The sequence below is a fragment of the Streptomonospora sp. PA3 genome (assembly GCF_009728995.1).
Classification (GTDB): domain Bacteria; phylum Actinomycetota; class Actinomycetes; order Streptosporangiales; family Streptosporangiaceae; genus Streptomonospora.
In genome coordinates, this window is sequence record NZ_VTZW01000010.1 from 398,265 (window position 1) to 414,207 (window position 15,943).

General features: G+C 73.1%; 15 protein-coding genes and 1 tRNA gene. 9 read left to right on the top strand and 7 right to left on the bottom strand.

Annotation, left to right across the window (positions count from 1 at the left end; genetic code table 11):
- Positions 1 to 122: 122 nt before the first annotated feature.
- Positions 123 to 1,172 (top strand): lysylphosphatidylglycerol synthase transmembrane domain-containing protein, encoded by a 1,050-nt coding sequence (locus FZ103_RS13950; RefSeq protein WP_186356280.1) that lies wholly within the window; start codon positions 123 to 125, stop codon positions 1,170 to 1,172.
- 91 nt (positions 1,173 to 1,263) lie between these two features.
- Positions 1,264 to 1,845 (top strand): 3'-5' exonuclease, encoded by a 582-nt coding sequence (locus FZ103_RS13955; protein ID WP_186356281.1) that lies wholly within the window; start codon positions 1,264 to 1,266, stop codon positions 1,843 to 1,845.
- A gap of 38 nt (positions 1,846 to 1,883) precedes the next feature.
- Here the strand turns inward: FZ103_RS13955 and FZ103_RS13960 are convergent, their stop codons facing one another.
- Both FZ103_RS13960 and FZ103_RS13965 read right to left on the bottom strand, forming a co-directional pair.
- Positions 1,884 to 2,588, bottom strand: a complete 705-nt coding sequence (locus FZ103_RS13960) for an acyltransferase (RefSeq protein WP_156001579.1) — start codon at positions 2,586 to 2,588, stop codon at positions 1,884 to 1,886.
- 114 nt (positions 2,589 to 2,702) lie between these two features.
- Complete coding sequence (locus FZ103_RS13965) at positions 2,703 to 4,070, bottom strand: cystathionine beta-synthase (protein ID WP_156001580.1); 1,368 nt, start codon at positions 4,068 to 4,070, stop codon at positions 2,703 to 2,705.
- Between the two features lie 397 nt (positions 4,071 to 4,467).
- Between FZ103_RS13965 and FZ103_RS13970 the strand changes: the two genes are divergently transcribed.
- The 3 genes from FZ103_RS13970 (at position 4,468) to FZ103_RS13980 (ending at position 7,353) form a co-directional block, all read left to right on the top strand.
- Positions 4,468 to 5,562 (top strand): SGNH/GDSL hydrolase family protein, encoded by a 1,095-nt coding sequence (locus FZ103_RS13970; protein ID WP_186356331.1) that lies wholly within the window; start codon positions 4,468 to 4,470, stop codon positions 5,560 to 5,562.
- Positions 5,563 to 5,637: 75 nt separating this feature from the next.
- A complete protein-coding gene (locus FZ103_RS13975) occupies positions 5,638 to 6,861 on the top strand; it encodes an acetyl-CoA C-acetyltransferase (RefSeq protein WP_156001582.1) in 1,224 nt (407 codons plus the stop codon).
- A gap of 243 nt (positions 6,862 to 7,104) precedes the next feature.
- On the top strand, positions 7,105 to 7,353 hold the full coding sequence (locus tag FZ103_RS13980; protein WP_156001583.1) for a DUF4287 domain-containing protein: 249 nt from the start codon (positions 7,105 to 7,107) through the stop codon (positions 7,351 to 7,353).
- A gap of 126 nt (positions 7,354 to 7,479) precedes the next feature.
- Here the strand turns inward: FZ103_RS13980 and FZ103_RS13985 are convergent, their stop codons facing one another.
- The 3 genes from FZ103_RS13985 to pruA form a co-directional block, all read right to left on the bottom strand.
- Positions 7,480 to 8,370 (bottom strand): Bax inhibitor-1/YccA family protein, encoded by an 891-nt coding sequence (locus FZ103_RS13985; protein ID WP_156001584.1) that lies wholly within the window; start codon positions 8,368 to 8,370, stop codon positions 7,480 to 7,482.
- Between the two features lie 173 nt (positions 8,371 to 8,543).
- A complete protein-coding gene (locus FZ103_RS13990; RefSeq protein ID WP_156001585.1) occupies positions 8,544 to 9,470 on the bottom strand; it encodes a proline dehydrogenase family protein in 927 nt (308 codons plus the stop codon).
- 120 nt (positions 9,471 to 9,590) lie between these two features.
- The gene (gene pruA, locus FZ103_RS13995) at positions 9,591 to 11,216 is read right to left on the bottom strand and encodes an L-glutamate gamma-semialdehyde dehydrogenase (protein ID WP_156001586.1); all 1,626 of its coding nucleotides are present in this window, start codon (positions 11,214 to 11,216) and stop codon (positions 9,591 to 9,593) included.
- A 139-nt stretch (positions 11,217 to 11,355) separates the two neighbouring features.
- Here pruA and FZ103_RS14000 point away from each other — a divergent pair, with 139 nt between their 5' ends.
- The 4 genes from FZ103_RS14000 to FZ103_RS14015 all read left to right on the top strand — a co-directional run bounded on the left by FZ103_RS14000 (position 11,356) and on the right by FZ103_RS14015 (position 14,193).
- On the top strand, positions 11,356 to 13,146 hold the full coding sequence (locus tag FZ103_RS14000; RefSeq protein ID WP_156001587.1) for a CdaR family transcriptional regulator: 1,791 nt from the start codon (positions 11,356 to 11,358) through the stop codon (positions 13,144 to 13,146).
- Positions 13,143 to 13,301 carry a hypothetical protein gene (locus tag FZ103_RS14005; RefSeq protein ID WP_156001588.1) on the top strand — a complete coding sequence of 53 codons (159 nt, stop codon included), beginning with the start codon at positions 13,143 to 13,145 and terminating at the stop codon, positions 13,299 to 13,301. Before FZ103_RS14000 ends, FZ103_RS14005 begins: the two co-directional genes overlap by 4 nt.
- 74 nt (positions 13,302 to 13,375) lie before the next feature.
- Positions 13,376 to 13,708, top strand: a complete 333-nt coding sequence (locus FZ103_RS14010) for a plasmid mobilization protein (protein ID WP_186356282.1) — start codon at positions 13,376 to 13,378, stop codon at positions 13,706 to 13,708.
- Positions 13,705 to 14,193, top strand: a complete 489-nt coding sequence (locus tag FZ103_RS14015) for a hypothetical protein (protein ID WP_186356283.1) — start codon at positions 13,705 to 13,707, stop codon at positions 14,191 to 14,193. Before FZ103_RS14010 ends, FZ103_RS14015 begins: the two co-directional genes overlap by 4 nt.
- 39 nt (positions 14,194 to 14,232) lie before the next feature.
- Here FZ103_RS14015 and FZ103_RS14020 read toward each other — a convergent pair whose 3' ends face one another.
- Positions 14,233 to 15,072 carry a nitroreductase/quinone reductase family protein gene (locus tag FZ103_RS14020; protein ID WP_255429972.1) on the bottom strand — a complete coding sequence of 280 codons (840 nt, stop codon included), beginning with the start codon at positions 15,070 to 15,072 and terminating at the stop codon, positions 14,233 to 14,235.
- 657 nt (positions 15,073 to 15,729) lie between these two features.
- A tRNA-Leu gene (locus FZ103_RS14025) sits at positions 15,730 to 15,803 on the bottom strand.
- Between the last annotated feature and the right edge of the window lie 140 nt (positions 15,804 to 15,943).

Consider the following 15,943-nt stretch of genomic DNA (forward strand, 5'->3'; position numbering starts at 1 on the left):
CAGGGGAGGCCCTATCGCAACGCCCCGCACCAGGGCGGCGCTTCGCGCCATCGGGCGCGGGGCGCACACGAGTGCGCCGCTCGCTACGGACGAACCCACCAAACACGACCTAGGCTGGCCGGGTGCTGAACCGCCTTCGTGCCAACCGGTGGGTGCGGCTGGCCATCGTGCTGGTCGTGCTGGCGTGCGCCGGTGCCGCGCTGTACAGCCGGTGGGGGGAGGCACGCGACGCGCTCGCGGCGCTGTCTCCCTGGGCCGTGGCCGGATCGGGGCTGGCCGCGCTGGCGGGGCTGGGCGCCCAGATGATGGCCTGGCGCGCGGTGCTGGCGGACCTGGGGTCGCGCCTGCCGGTCGGCACGGCAGCGCGGGTGATGTTCCTGGGCCAGCTCGGCAAGTACCTGCCGGGGTCGGTGTGGGCGTTCGTCGCCCAGGTGGAGCTGGCTCGCGACCACGACGTGGCGCGGCAGCGGGGCATCGCCGCGACCGTACTCGCCGTGGCCGTGACGCTGACGGTGAACCTGGCGGTGGCCGCGGCCACGCTGCCTTTCGTCAGCGCCGATGCCGCGCGCCGGTGGTGGTGGGTGCTGGCGCTGGCTCCGGTGCTGCCGGCCCTGCTGCACCCGCGCGCGGTGACCGCGCTGATCCACACGGCCCAGCGGGTGGCGCGCCGCGTAGCGCCCGGCCCTGATCGGGGGAAGTGCGCGGAGAGCCGAGGGGATTCCGGCGGACCCGACGGCGGCGCCCGGGATCCGGGAAGCCCAGCGGGCCCCCGGCCGCTGCGGGACAATCCCGAGCTGGAGCGCGTCTCCGGACGCGGGATGGCCGGTGCGCTGGGCTGGTCGCTGGCGGCGTGGGTTCCGCTGTCGCTGCACGTGTGGGTGCTGGTGGCCGCCGCGGGCGCAGGCGGCGACGCCCGTGCGCTGCCGGCTGCCGCCGGAGCCTATGCGCTGGCCTGGACGCTGGGCGTGCTGGTGGTCTTCGCTCCCGCAGGGTTGGGCGTGCGCGAACTGGTGCTGGTGGTGGGCCTGGCTCCGGTCCTCGACCCCGGCTCCGCGCTGATCGTGGCCGCGCTGTCGCGGCTGCTGATGACCGCCGCGGACCTGCTGTGGGCCGGCGGCGCCCTGCTGGCCACCCGCTCGTCCGCGGCCGCGAAGGGGCACCCGGCGGGATGACGGCGCACCGCGACCGCCGGCACGCCATCTCGGGCGGGCCCCGGTCCGCCTCCCGGCGCGATCAGCAAGCGGCGGAATCTAGACTGGGGCCGTGGACTCCCCGCGACACCTGCTCAACGTCGTCGACGTCGAGGCCACCTGCTGGGAAGGCGAACCGCCGCCAGGCGAGACCAGCGAGATCATCGAGATCGGGCTGACAGTGGTCGACCTCAGCGCCGGTGAACGTGTCGAGCGCCGCGGCATCCTGGTCCGTCCAGCGCGCTCATCCGTGAGCGCCTTCTGCACCGAACTGACCGGCCTGGCCCCCGAACAGGTGGAGCGCGGCGCCGGCTTCGCCGAGGCGTGCCGCCGACTCGCCGCCGAGCACGACGCGCGGCGGCGCCCCTGGGCGAGCTGGGGCGACTACGACCGCAAGCAGTTCGAGCGCCAGTGCCGCGCCACCGCTGTGCCTTATCCCTTCGGCCGGCGGCACACCAACGCCAAGGCCGTCTTCGCCCGGGCCCGCGGCCTGCGCACGCGGCCGGGCATGGATCGGGCGCTGGAGATCGCCGGGCTTCCGCTGGAAGGCCGCCACCACCGCGGCGCGGACGACGCCTGGAACATCGCGGCCCTGGTGCTGGCGCTGGTCCGCGAGGGAGCCTGGCCGCACGCCGGCTGCTCAGCCGAGCACTGAGGCCGCGCTGCTCCGCTCGCCGGTACGCGCGTGGGCCGTCAGACCTCCGGCGGCGCCATGCTGCCGCCGTCCAGGTGCGCTGAGGCGTTCTCACCGCGGGGGGTCTCGCCGCTGCGCAGCGGCGGCACCCAGCCGGCCTCGGGGTCGTAGCGGCGCACGATCCGGCCGGGGACGCCGGCGACGACGCTGTGGTCGGGGTAGTCGCCGGGCCGCACGACCGAGCTGGCGGCCACCACGCAGTTGCGGCCCAGCCGCACTCCGGGCAGTACGACGGCGTTGGCGCCGATCCAGGTGCCGTCACCGATGCGCACGGGGTCGTCGGCGGGCCATTGGCGGCCCACCGGAACCTCGACGTCGGCGTAGACGTGGTTCTGGTCGGTGATGTAGACGTAGGGGCCGGTGAAGACGTCGTCGCCCAGCTCGATGGAGCGGTGGGCGACCACGTGCGAGCCCCGCCCGATCGTGCAGCCGTCGCCGATGCGGATGACGGGCCCGGCCTCGCCCAGTTGCTGGCCGGGCACCATCCCCGCGGTGAGCGTGATGTCGGCGCCCACGAGAGTGTGCGCACCCAGGGCGATCCACGGTTCACCGAAGATCGTGGCGGGCGGGAAGGCGATCGAGGTACCCGGTCCGTAGGCGGCGAAGCGGCGCGCCGCCCGGGATCCGGAGCGGACGTCGGCGTGGCGCCGCGCCCAGGACCACAGCCCGCGCAGCATCCAGGACACCAGTCGTGACACCCGCATCCCCACATCTACTGATCGGTAACGAAGCGGTGTCCCAATTTATCCACTGCCCTCGGACCGGAGAAACGCGCGCCCCGGCCGACCGCCGCCCGCCGCGCCCGCTGCTCCTGCGGGTCAGCCCGAGAGGTGCTTGAGCACGTCCTGGCGGGTCAGCACCCCCGAGGGCTTGCCGTCCATCAGCACCACCACCGCACCGGCCTGCTGCAGCAGCTCGACGCACCGGCTGACCGGCTCTCCCGAACCGACCACCGGCAGCGCCCGGCTCATGTGCCGCTCGACGGGCTCGTCCTGGTCGGCCCTGCGGCTGAACAGCGCGTCGAGCACGTCCCGCTCGGCGATGGCGCCCACGACCTCGGCGGCCATGACCGGCGGCTCCTCCTTCATCACCGGAAGCTGGGAGACCCCGTACTCCCGCATGATCGAGATGGCCGTGCCCACGGTCTCGTGCGGGTGGATGTGTACGAACTCCGGCAGGTCGCGGCCCTTGGCCGCCAGCACGTCGCCCGCGGTGGGCTCCTCGGTCTCCTCGGCGAGGAAGCCGAAGTCGGCCATCCACTCGTCGTTGAAGATCTTGCCGAGATAGCCGCGGCCGCCGTCGGGCAGCAGGACCACGATGACGTCGTCGGGGCCGGCCCGCTCGGCCACACGCAGCGCCGCCACCACAGCCAGCCCGCAGGAGCCGCCGACCAGCAGGGTCTCGTCGCGGGCCAGGCGGCGGGTCATCAGGAAGGACTCCTTGTCGCTCACCGCGATGACCTCGTCGCAGACCGAGGGGTCGTAGGTCTCGGGCCAGATGTCCTCGCCCACGCCCTCGACCAGATAGGGGCGCCCGCTGCCGCCGGAGTAGACCGAGCCCTCCGGGTCGGCGCCGATGACCTCGACCCGCCCGCCCGAGACCTCCTTGAGGTAGCGCCCGGCCCCGGTGATGGTGCCGCCGGTGCCGATGCCGGCGACGAAGTGGGTGATGCGGCCCTCGGTCTGCTCCCAGATCTCCGGGCCGGTGCTGCGGTAGTGGGACTCGGGGTTGGCCCGGTTGGCGTACTGGTTGGGCTTCCAGGCGCCGGGGATGGTCTGGGCCATGCGGTCGGAGACCGAGTAGTAGGAGTCGGGGTGGTCGGGGGCCACCGTGGTCGGGCAGACCACGACCTCCGCCCCGTAGGCGCGCAGCACCGCCAGCTTGTCGTTGCCCACCTTGTCGGGGCACACGAACACGCAGCGGTACCCCTTCTCCGCGGCGACGATGGCCAGCCCCACTCCGGTGTTGCCCGAGGTGGGCTCGACGATGGTGCCGCCCGGGCGCAGCGCGCCGCTCTTCTCCGCCTCCTCGACCATGCGCAGGGCGATGCGGTCCTTGACCGATCCGCCCGGGTTGAAGTACTCGACCTTGGCCAGGACCGTCGGCGCGACCGCGCTGGTCACCTTGTTCAACCGCAGCAGGGGGGTGTCCCCGACGAGGTCGATCAGTGTGTTGTGCACCCGCATTGCCGAGCCCCTCTCACGTGCAGCGCCTTCACCCGGCCGCGTGCCCGATCGGGGCGCGTCGGCCGCTGCCCCGACTGTAACGGGCCGCGCCGCCGCGCGCCCCGGCCGACCAGGCGAATCGGTCCCGCCCGCGCCGGCCGCCGCGGGGCTTTCCCGCTACCCGGCTGAAGGGGCGGTGACACGCCGGAAGCGGGGCGCGGCACGGGATGTGAACGGTTCCGGCAGCGGGAACACCGGTTCCAGGAGCGGTCGTTTCCTCAGCGGGCGGACGCCGCGGACGCCCGCCCGCCGCAGGGGGCGCACGCCCGCTGCGGTGCTCGGCGACCCGCACCGCCGGTGCGGGCATCCGCCGGGCGGGCCGCGACAACCGAACGCGCGACGCGAGGAGGCGGACATGGTGCTGCGCGCCGCACGCGCCAGGCGTATCGCCACGGCCACGGCCTTCGGCGGAGGCGGGCTGACCCTGCTGGGCGCCACCACCGTCGGACTGCTGTACCTGCAGGCGCGCCTGGCGGTGAAGGCCGTGGGCTTCACCGACTGGAAGGCGCCCAAGGTCAACGGCGTCTACGGACGCGGCGAGGGCGAGCCGCTGACCTTCGCGATGATGGGCGACTCCACCGCGGTCGGCTTCGCCGTCGCCGAAGCCGCGCAGACCCCCGGCAGCATGCTGGCCTCCGGTATCGCGGCTGTGGCCGAGCGGCCCGTGCGGCTGCGCCGCGTGGCCAGGATCGGCGCCACCTCCGCCGAGCTGCCCGCGCAGCTGGAGAAGCTGCGCGGCCGCCCGCCCCACCTCGCGGTGATCTTCATCGGCGCCAACGACGTCATCCACCGCCTGCGGCCGGCCGACTCGGTGGGCCACCTCCGCGAGGTCGTACGCGAACTCGTCGCCGCTGGCACGGCGGTGGTGGTCGGCACCTGCCCGGACCTGGGCACCGTCCAGCCGATCGGCCAGCCGCTGCGCTCGATCGCCCGCCGTGCCTCGCGCCAGCTGGCCGCCGCCCAGACGATCGCGGTCGTGGAGGAGGGCGGCAGGACGGTGTCGCTGGGCAACCTCCTGGCCGCCGACTTTCTGGCTCGTCCAGAGGAGCTTTTCGGGCCCGACCGCTTTCATCCGTCGGCGGAGGGATACGCCTACGCCTCGGCCGCCGTGCTCCCTTCGGCGTGCGCGGCCCTGGGCCTGATGCCCGAACCGGCCGAGCAGCCCGGTGCGGAGCTCGCCGAGGGCGCGCTGCCGGTGCACCGGGCCGCCGCCGCGGCCGCCGAGGAGGGCGGCAGCGAGGTCAGCCGCGCCGGCGGCGAGCGGGGACCGCGGGGACGCTGGTCGGCGTTCATCCGGCGGCCGTGGCGGCCCGGCTCCGAGGAGCGCGGCGGCGCGGATTCCGCGGCCGCGGAGCAGGCGGACGAAGGTAGCGCAGCCGCGCCGGCGGGTAGCGGTCAGGACCCGCCCGGCAATCCGGCCCCGGAGATGAGCGAAGGCTCCGCGACAGGTTAACGTCGGGTATCACAGCGACCGACCTACTGGTCGGTAACCGCCTCGTGCCAGACTCGTACCAGAAAGGCCGCGGACATGCCCGAAGCCGTCATCGTCGCAACCGCGCGTTCCCCGATCGGACGCGCATTCAAAGGCTCGCTCAAGGACATCCGCCCCGACGACATCACCGCGCAGATCGTCTCCGCCGCGCTGTCCAAGGTGCCCGAGCTGGACCCCTCCAGCATCGACGACCTCATGCTGGGCTGCGGGCTGCCCGGCGGCGAGCAGGGCCACAACCTCGCCCGCGTGGTCGCGGTGCAGCTGGGCCTGGACGGCGTGCCCGGGACCACGCTGACCCGTTACTGCTCCTCGTCGCTGCAGACCACCCGCATGGCCTACCACGCCATCAAGGCCGGCGAGGGGGACGTCTTCGTCTCGGCGGGCGTGGAGATGGTCAGCCGGTTCACCAAGGGCAACAGCGACTCGCTGCCCGAGACCAAGAACCCGGTCTTCGGCGAGGCCGAGGAGCGCACCGCCAAGCGCGCCGAGGGCGGCGCCGAGACCTGGCGGGACCCGCGCGAGGACGGGCGGCTGCCCGACATCTACATCGCCATGGGCCAGACCGCCGAGAACGTCGCCCAGCTCCGCGGCGTCTCGCGGCAGCGCCAGGACGAGTTCGGGGTCCGCTCCCAGAACCTGGCCGAGCGCTCCATCGACAACGGGTTCTGGAACCGGGAGATCACCCCGGTCACCCTGCCCGACGGCAGTGTGGCCGAGACCGACGACGGCCCGCGCCGGGGGACCACCTACGAGAAGGTCTCCGAGCTGCAGCCGGTCTTCCGCCCCGACGGCACGGTCACCGCGGGCAACTGCTGCCCGCTCAACGACGGCGCCGCCGCTGTGGTCGTCATGAGCGACACCAAGGCCGCCCAGCTGGGCCTGACCCCCATCGCGCGCATCGTCTCGACCGGCGTCAGCGCGCTCTCGCCGGAGATCATGGGCCTGGGCCCGGTCGAGGCGTCCCGCCAGGCGCTGGCGCGGGCGAACATGAGCATCGGCGACATCGACCTCGTCGAGATCAACGAGGCCTTCGCCGCGCAGGTGCTGCCCTCGGCCGACGACCTGGGCATCGACATCGACTCCCAGCTCAACGTCAACGGCGGCGCGATCGCCGTGGGCCACCCCTTCGGCATGACCGGCGCCCGCATCACCGGCACCCTGCTCAACGGGCTCAGCTTCCACGACAAGACCTTCGGCTTGGAGGCCATGTGCGTCGGCGGCGGCCAGGGCATGGCGGCCGTCTTCGAGCGGCTCAGCTGAGCGCGCCGGCCGGCGGGAGCGCCGGGCGCGGCCGGGGGCGGCGCGCGGCCCCCGGCCGCGGCGGGCGGCGCCGCGGCCTGCGTGCGCAGACGGCGCCGGGGTGGCGCGCAGGTCAACGGTGAGTGACGGAACCGGGACGGTGCACCGACAAAACCAGGCGTAAAAGACCGTCTCAAGGTCTTGTCCAAACCGTGATCCTGATGCAGTGTCGCAGGTAAGTGCCACCCAACTACGGAGGTGCCAATGTCGGTAACCCACTCGCCGGAGATGCACGCGCAGCTAATCGCCCGGATCCCGACCGTCACCGGCCGCGAACTCAGCGAGTGGTTCGACACTCTGGAACAGGGCCCCGGTCTCTCCCGATGCCTGGAACGCACCAACTGGCTGGCCGACGAGTACAACCTCAGCCACGGCTACGCCCAGGCGATCGTCCAGGAATACGACCGGCGCCGCCGCAACCGTACGCCCATCCCGAACCAGCGCACCACCTGATGACCGCTGCACCCCTGCGCCCGCGCCGGCTGCCGCAGCACGGCGACGCCCCGCCCGGTCCGACCGGGCGGGGCGTCGTTGTTTCGGCGTCCGCGGCGCAGGGGCGCGGGATCGTACGGAACTCCGCTACTCGCTGAACATCGACTTCAGGATCCACAGGAGGCGCAGGATCTCGATGTAGAGCCAGACCAGCGTGACCGTCAGGCCGAACGCGAGCTGCCAGGAGTACCTCCGCGGCAGCCCCATGTTCAGGGCGTCCTCGACCTGGCGGAACTCGATCATGAGCATGGCCGCGGCCAGGGTGACCGCCAGCAGCGAGATGCCCAGGCCCAGCAGCGAGGGCTCGCGCAGGCCGAAGCCGCCGGGGATGAACAGCGCCGCGACGAAGTTGGCCAGCAGCAGCACCAGCAGGCCCAGCGCGGCGGCGGTGACGACCTTGACGAAGGTGTTGGTCACCCGGATGATCCGCAGGCGGTAGACCGCCAGGACCGAGCCGGCGGCGAAGAGCGTGCCGAAGACCGCCTGGGTCACCAGCGATCCCATGGCCGTGCCGTTCTGCGCCATCAGCGACATCTCGAAGACGCCGCTGAGGCCGCCGACGAGCAGCCCTTCGAGGGCGCCGTAGAGCAGGATGAGCACCGGGTTGGTCGACTGGCGGAACGCGATGACCAGGCCCAGCACGAGCCCGCCCAGGGCGCCGACCAGCGCCAGGCCGAAGCCCAGCGGGTTGCCCGACACGGCCAGGAAGTAGGTTGGCACGGCGGTGAGCACGACCAGGCCCAGCGTCATGGCGGTGCGCACCACCACGTCGTCGATGGTCAGCCGGTCGGCGGCCGCCGGTGCCTGGGGGGCGTAGCCGGGCTGCGGGTAGCCGTAGCCGGCCTGGGGCGAAGGGCCGTAGGGCTGGGCGTAACCCGCCTGATAGGGGGCGCCCTGGCCGTACGGCGCCTGGCCGTATCCGGCCTGGCCGGACCGCATCGCCCGCTTGAGAACGGGGTTCGAACTCCTCATCCGCATGTCTGCGCAAGCCTTTCCAGGGCGGAACGTTTCTGCCGTCAACTTAACGCACGACGCGGCGATCGCGTTCCCGTTCCATATCACAGCTCGGATTCGCGCCGCGCCCGCGGACGTGCGCCTGCCTGCGGCTGCGCCGGAGGACGGCCGCCGCGGCCGCAGGCAGGCGCCGGCGCTCAGCCCCGGGTCAGCAGCGAGCGCGCGAAGAAGGCGACGTTGGCCGGGCGCTCCGCCAGGCGGCGCATGAAGTAGCCGTACCACTCGTCGCCGTAGGGGACATAGACCCGCATCCGACGGCCCCGGGCCGCGAGGCGCCGCTGCTCGCCGTCGCGGATTCCGTAGAGCATCTGGTGCTCGTAGTCCTCGGGTCCGCGCCCGCAGGACTCGGCCAGCGCGCCGGCGATGGACACCAGCCGCGGATCGTGCGAGGCGACCATCGGGTAGCCCTCTCCCGCCATGAGGATGCGCAGGCAGCGCACGTAGGAGCGGTCCACCTCGGCCTTGTCGCGGTAGGCCACCGAGGCCGGCTCGTCGTAGGCGCCCTTGCACAGCCGCACGCGCGATCCGGCGCCGGCGAGGTCGCGGCAGTCGGCCTCGGTGCGGCGCAGGTAGGCCTGCAGCACCGCGCCCACCCACGGGAAGTCCATCCGCAGCTCGGCCAGCACCGACAGCGTGGAGTCCACGGTGGTGTGGTCCTCCATGTCCAGGGTCACGGTGGTGCCGGCGCGGGCGGCGGCCTCGCAGATGCGCCGGGCGTTCTCCAGGGCGATCTTCTCGCCGTCGTGCGGCAGGAACTGGCCCACCGCCGACAGCTTCACCGAGACCTCGGCGCGCTCGGCCAGACCGGTGCGCCCCAGCTCGGCCAGCAGCCGGGTGTAGGCGTCGACGGTGTCCCGGGCCTGGTCGGCGTCGGCGGTGTCCTCGCCCAGGTGGTCCAGCGTGACCAGGCGGTCGGCGGCGAGCCGATCGACGACCGGAAGCGCCGCGTCCAGGGTGGAGCCGGCGACGTACCTGGCCACCAGCCCGCGGGTCACGGGCGCGCGCTCCACGAGCGTGCGGCAGGCGCTCGACCGCGCGGCGGCCAGCAGTGTCGTACGAAGCATGTGTGACCTCGCTTGGGGTTCGTGCGCGCCGGGCCGGGGTCGCCGTCCGGCGGTTCGGCGGGAGCGGGGCCGCCGGCGCGCGCGACCGGTCGGGCCGCGCGCGCCGGCGGGTGCGCCTGATCAGCCCTGGTGGGGGTAGGCCGAGGACTTCGGCGGGACGAAGGTCTCCTTGATCGAGCGCGGGCTCGTCCAGCGGGCGAGGTTCTGCGCGCTGCCGGCCTTGTCGTTGGTGCCCGAGGCGCGGGCGCCCCCGAAGGGCTGCTGGCCCACGACCGAACCGGTCGGCTTGTCGTTGACGTAGAAGTTGCCCGCGGCGAAGCGCAGCGCCTCGTGGGCGGCGGTGATCGCCTCGCGGTCGGTGGCGATGACCGCGCCCGTCAGCGCGTAGGGCGAGCCCCGGTCGACGACGGAGAGGATGCGCTCGTAGTCGCCGTCCTCGTAGACGTGCACGGCGATGATCGGGCCGAAGTACTCGGTGCGGAACACGTCGTTGCCGGGATCGGTGCCCACCAGCACCGTGGGCCGCACGAAGTAGCCGGTGGAGTCGTCGGCGGTGCCGCCGGCGACGACCTCCAGCGTCTCGTCGGTGCGCGCCCGCTCCAGGACGCCGGCCAGCTTGTCGAAGGAGCGTCGGTCGATGACGGCGCCCAGGAAGTTGCCCAGGTCGGTGACGTCGCCCATGGGCAGGGCCTCGACCTCGGCGACCAGGTCGTCGCGGATCCGCTCCCAGACCGAGCGGGCGATGAAGGCGCGCGAGGCGGCCGAGCACTTCTGCCCCTGGAACTCGAAGGCGCCGCGCACGATGGCGGTGCGCACCACGTCGGGGTCGGCCGAGGAGTGGGCGACGATGAAGTCCTTGCCGCCGGTCTCGCCCACCACCCGCGGGTAGGAGCGGTAGTTCTCGATGTTCTCGCCGACGGTGCGCCAGAACTGCTGGAAGACGCGGGTGGATCCGGTGAAGTGGACCCCCGCCAGATCCGGGTCGGCCATGACGACCTCGGAGACGTCCTTGCCGTCGCCGGTGACCATGTTGATGACGCCGGGAGGCATGCCCGCCTCCTCCAGCAGGCGCATCAGCAGGTGCGCTGAGAACTGCTGGGTGACGGCCGGCTTCCACACCACGACGTTGCCCATCAGCGCGGGCGCGGTGGGCAGGTTGCCGGCGATGGCGGTGAAGTTGAAGGGCGTCACCGCGTAGACGAAGCCCTCCAGCGGGCGCTGCTCCACCCGGTTCCACTGGCCTGCGGGGCTGTAGGGCTGCTCGGCCATGAGCTTGCGGGCGTAGGAGACGTTGAAGCGCCAGAAGTCGATGAGCTCGCAGGCGGCGTCGATCTCGGCCTGGATCGCGGTCTTGGACTGGCCGAGCATGGTGGCGGCGTTGAGGGTCTGCCGCCAGGGGCCCGCGAGCAGGTCGGCGGCGCGCAGCAGGATCGCGGCGCGCTCGTCGAAGGGCATGGCGCGCCAGGCGGGCGCCGCCTGCTTGGCGGCGGCCACGGCCGCGCGGGCGTCGTCGGTGGTGGCGGTGCCGAGGGTGCCCAGCACGTGGGCGTGGTTGTGCGGCTGCACGACGTCCACCCGCGCGCCGCCGCCCATGCGGCGCTCACCGCCGATGGTCATCGTCAGCTCGACGGGCTCCTCGGCCAGCTCGGTGAGCTTGGCGGTCAGCTCCTTTCGCTCCGGGCTCCCGGGCGCGTAGGTCAGAACCGGCTCGTTCACCGGTGCGGGGACGTTCGTCACGGCGTCCATGGGCCCTCCCTCGATCCGTCCTGCTGGAACCGGACAAACCTAGAAGACCGGCCCCCGGCGCTGCCTTGTCGCGGAAGCCACGATTCGCGCGCCGCCGTTGGCCGATAAGACAAAGCCCGATGGGCCACAATGGACGTCCATGGACGTGCCATCGGAACCCTACGGCGCGCCCGCCGCGGCCGAGTCCGCAGGTGAGAGCGCGGGCATCCCGCTGCGCCGGCTGCTGCTGGCGGTGGGCGACCCGCTCGTGGACGTCCTCGCCGCTCCGGCGGGGTTGGATGTGCGGGTGGACAACGTGGTCATCGTCGACCCCGAGGACGAGGCCGAGGCGTTCGCCGGCGACCTCGTGCTGCTGATCGGCGCGCGCGGCAGCGCCGCCCGGCACCTGGTGCGCGCCGCGGCCCGGCGCGGTGCGGCGGCCGTGGCGGTGAAGGTGCACTCCGACGAACCCGCCTACCCGCCGCCGCAGGGCTGGGGCGCTCCCCCGGTGCGGCGCGGCGGGGACGAGGTCGCGCTGCTGCGCAGCGAGGCCAGCGAGGCGGGGGTGGCACTGCTGGGGGTGCGCCCGGAGGTGCGCTGGGACCAGTTGCAGTCGCTGTGCCGCAGCGTGCTCGACGACGCCCGGCTGACCGCCGCGGCCGACCTGGACGAGTCGGGCGGCGACCTGTACTCGCTGGCGCAGACGATCGCGGCCCTGACCGGCGGGCTGGTGACCATCGAGGACTCGGCGAGCCGGGTGCTGGCCCACTCCAGCGGCGAGGAGGTCGACGAGCTGCGCCGGCTCTCGGTGCTGGGGCGGCGGGGGCCCGAGCAGTACCTCGCGCTGCTGCGCGACTGGGGGGTGTTCTCCCGGCTGCGCGCGGGCGAGGAGGTCGTGCACATCGACGAGCACCCGCAGCTGGGGATCCGGCGCCGGCTGGCGGTGGGCATTCACGCGGGGTCGCAGCCGCTGGGCACGATCTGGGTGCAGGAGGGCTCCCAGCCGCTCGCCGGCGGCGCCGAGGAGGCCCTGCTGGGCGCGGCGCGGACGGCCGCGCTGCACATGGTGCGCCACCGTACCGAGACCGCGGTGGGGCTGCGCCTGCGCGACGACCTGCTGGCCAGTCTGCTGGAAGGGCGCATCGAGGCGGCGGCGCTGGCCGACACCATCGAGGTCACCGCCGACCGGCCGGCGCTGGTGGTGGCGTTCGCGCTGTCGCCGGCAGGTGCGGGCGGCCGGTCCCAAGGCGGGCGGCCGGAGGAGGCCGACCGCTCGGGCCGGGAGCTGAACCGGCGGCGGCTGGTGGAGCTGATCACCGTGCATACCGCGGCCTACCGGCGAACGTCGCTGGTCACGGCCGTGGGCGGGCGGATCTATGTGCTGCTGCCCGATCTGGCCCGAGCGGGAGGCGGCGGAGCCGACTCCGCGGGCGGCTCCGCCCGCCGCTCGGCGGAGTCGTCGGTGCTGGCGCTGACCCGCAAGGCGGTCGAGGCCGCGCGCGCCACCCTGGGCGTGGCGGTGCAGGGCGCCGTGGGTTCGCCGGTGGACTCCCTGGCCGCCATCCCCGACTCCCGCGCCGAGGCCGACCGGATCCTGGACGCGATGGGCCGCGACCTGGCCCGGGACGTCGCCACGATGCCGGATGTGCGCACGCAGGTGCTCATCAGCGAGACCCTGGCCTACCTGCGCGGCACGCCCGCCCTGCGCGACCCGCGCGTCACCGCCCTGGCCGAGCACGACGCCGCCCAGGGCTCGGAGCTGGTCGTGTCGCTGCTGGCCTACCTGGAGGACTTCGGCGACGTCCGCACCGCGGCCGCCCGCCTGCACATCCACCCCAACACCCTGCGCTACCGCGTCCGCCGCGCCGAGCAGGTCAGCGGCATCGACCTGGCCGACCCGACGCAGCGGCTGTTCACCCACCTGCAACTGCTCATGGAGCGAGGAACATGACACCTCCCGGCCCCGAAGGGATCCCGGCGGACCAGCGGTGGTTCTGGACCGAGGAGTGGCAGCGGGGAGAGCGGGAGGCCTCCCAGGAGATCGCCGCCGGGAAGACCACGGCCCATGACGACATCGGCGCGATGTTCGAGGACCTGGACAGCTAGAAGACAGGTCCGACGCGACGCCGCTGAGCCGCGAACCGCCTGACGAGACGTAATACCCGTATTATACTTGGGACGTGAGCAAAGTACGGATCAGTATCAGCCTCGATCCTGAGCAAGCTGAACGCATCAGGGCACATGCAGAGCGAGCCGGCATGGACGTCTCGGCCTACTTCGTCAACGCGGCCACGCGCCAGATGGCCGAAACCGAGGCGATCGAGGACAAGTTCCGTGAGATCGACGCGCTCATCGACAGCGTGGAGGCGGAGGGCCGCGAACTGAAGCAGCCTTCCGACGACGGCGCCGATTCCGCGGCACTGACCGAGGACGAGCGCCGTCGCGTCGAGACGGCCGTGGGGCTCGTGCTGGGAACAGAGGACGACGCTTCGCCCGGGAACGCGGCCGCGTGACCGAACGCGTCGCGGTGTATGACACGGGAATGCTCATCGCCTTGGCTTCGGGCAAGGCCGAGGCGCGGGAGATCCACCGGGGCATACGCGACAGGTCCGTGCACCGCCCGATCATCCCCGCCCTCGTCCTCGCCCAAGCGTGGCGTCCCGCCCCGCGGCTCGCTCATTCCTTGAGCACATTGCTGAAGGACTGCACAGTGCCCCTGGCGAGGTCGTCGCCTCCGCCTCTTCGGCATACAAGTGCCGGAAGGTTCGATTGCGTAGCCTGCTCCACCGCGCCCGACGTCAAGGACATCCGGCGCATCGGCGCGGCTCTGGGAACCGCCGAGCTGCCGCCGAAGAAGCGCCCGGATGCCGTGGACGCCTCGGTGGCATGGACTGCGATGAAGCACATCGAGGCCGTCGTTTTCACCAGCGATCCCGACGACGTCTGCGCCTACCTGGCGGCGCTGCACGACCACGGCACCCGGGTGTTCCCGGTGTGAACGCGTTCCGCCCCCGCGGCCGCAGGGGCGGCTCGTAGCCTAGTCCGCCATGGCGTTGAGGACCGGCACCAGCTGCTCCTCCTCGTAGTCGAGGTGGGCCTCCAGTTCGGTGATGAGGCGGTCGACCTCGGTGCGGACCTCGGCGGAGCCGGGGGCGGTGCCGTCGAGCCGGGCACGGAGCTCTTCCAGCAGGGCCTCGACTCGCTTGTGCTCCTCGGACAGGCGGGCGATGACGCCGGCGAGTTCTGGGTGGGACTCCGCGAGCGACGGGAACAGGCCGCTGTCCTCCATGGTGTGGTGGAAGCCCAGCCCCTGGCAGACGGTCAGGCAGTTGACGCGCAGCTGGGCGCCCAGGGCGGGGCCCGCGCCGGCGATCTCGGTGCGGATCAGGGCCAGCTCCCGGCGGAAGGCGTCGTGCACCGCCACCAGGCCGTCGCCCATCCGCTTCTCGACGGGCTCGCCGCCGACCGGGACGAGGGCGACGACGGGAATGGTCCGGCCGGCCTGGGCCGCGTACTCGTTCCAGGCGGGGTCGGTTTCGGCGATGCGGGCGAACAGCTCGTCGCGCTCCGCGCCCTCCAGCACCACCGCGTCGGCCTCCATGGTGAAGACGCCGTTCTCGACGGTGACCCGGGGGTTGGCGCGCAGGTTGTGGAACCACGCCGGGTGGCCGGGCGCTCCGCCCGCGGAGGCGACGACCACGGTGCGCTCCCCGTCGGGGTGGTAGGCCAGCGGGACGGTACGGCGCTCGCCGCTGCGGGCGCCGGTGGTGGTCAGCAGCAGGAGGCGGGCTCCTTCGAACATGCCGCCGACCCGGCCGCGGTTGGCGCGGAACTCCTCGATGACGGACTGGTTGAAATCGACGGTCTCTTCGCTCAAGGCGATTGCTCCAAGCATGGTGAACGCGCTCTCGCGCTGTTGCGGTCGCGGCGGAAGGCGCGCAGGACCGGCCCCGGACTCACCGGAGCGGGCGCGCGGGGAAGAGGTGATCGGCAGGGCGCGTCGGCACGGCGCCGACGAGTCGCGGCGCGGCGCGGCGGGATCATGGCTCGGCACGCCGGCGGAGCCGCGCGGACGGTCGGGCGGACCGGGCGCGGGATCGCGCACGCGGCGCGGATGCGGGCGTCTGCGGCCGATGCGCGCGGAAGACGGGATCCGCGAGGGCGGCGGCCGGAGGCCGGGACGACGCGCAGGGCCGGCTCAGACGGCCTCTGTGAAACGGCGGCTCACGACATCATCCCCTTCGGCGCTCAGGTGCCGCCCGCTCGCTGCATTCGGCCCCAGCGGCGATCGGCACGCGAAGAATCCAATCCGAGGCACAGGGGGCTGTCAACGGCGCCGACCGCCTTCGGCCATCGGGCCGGCCGGGCGTGTCGTGCGGGAATAGGCAGGGCCGCGCAGGCGGAAGCGGATGCCGCTGGCAATGGAGAAAAGGGGCGACGCGGCCGACCAGACGCCGAAGCAGGCCCGGTGGGAGGCCGCCCCACCGCAGCGGGCACCGGGACCGGAGGCCGCTTCCGGCGGGCGGACTGGCGGTACCCCCGGTCGGATTCGAACCGACACTTGTGACCCTTTTAGGGGGCCTGCCTCTACCATTGGGCTACGAGGGCGGCACCATCATACCGGGGTCGGCCGTTTCAGCGGGATTCGCACCGCTTCGGCCTGCCAACTGGCGAAACGGCCGATCCGCCCGGCGGCGGACACCGCTTCGCGCGGTCGCCCGACCCGCCCGGCGCCCCCGCGCCGGCTC

Excerpts from the sequence above, each read along its gene's own strand:
- FZ103_RS13960 (WP_156001579.1), bottom strand. The coding sequence starts at position 2,588 with ATGCGGGTGTCACGACTGGTGTCCTGGATGCTGCGCGGGCTGTGGTCC.
- FZ103_RS13965 (WP_156001580.1), bottom strand. The coding sequence starts at position 4,070 with ATGCGGGTGCACAACACACTGATCGACCTCGTCGGGGACACCCCCCTG.
- FZ103_RS13975 (WP_156001582.1), top strand. The coding sequence starts at position 5,638 with ATGCCCGAAGCCGTCATCGTCGCAACCGCGCGTTCCCCGATCGGACGC.
- FZ103_RS13980 (WP_156001583.1), top strand. The coding sequence starts at position 7,105 with ATGTCGGTAACCCACTCGCCGGAGATGCACGCGCAGCTAATCGCCCGG.
- FZ103_RS13985 (WP_156001584.1), bottom strand. The coding sequence starts at position 8,370 with ATGCGGATGAGGAGTTCGAACCCCGTTCTCAAGCGGGCGATGCGGTCC.
- FZ103_RS13990 (WP_156001585.1), bottom strand. The coding sequence starts at position 9,470 with ATGCTTCGTACGACACTGCTGGCCGCCGCGCGGTCGAGCGCCTGCCGC.
- pruA (WP_156001586.1), bottom strand. The coding sequence starts at position 11,216 with ATGGACGCCGTGACGAACGTCCCCGCACCGGTGAACGAGCCGGTTCTG.
- FZ103_RS14000 (WP_156001587.1), top strand. The coding sequence starts at position 11,356 with ATGGACGTGCCATCGGAACCCTACGGCGCGCCCGCCGCGGCCGAGTCC.
- FZ103_RS14005 (WP_156001588.1), top strand. The coding sequence starts at position 13,143 with ATGACACCTCCCGGCCCCGAAGGGATCCCGGCGGACCAGCGGTGGTTC.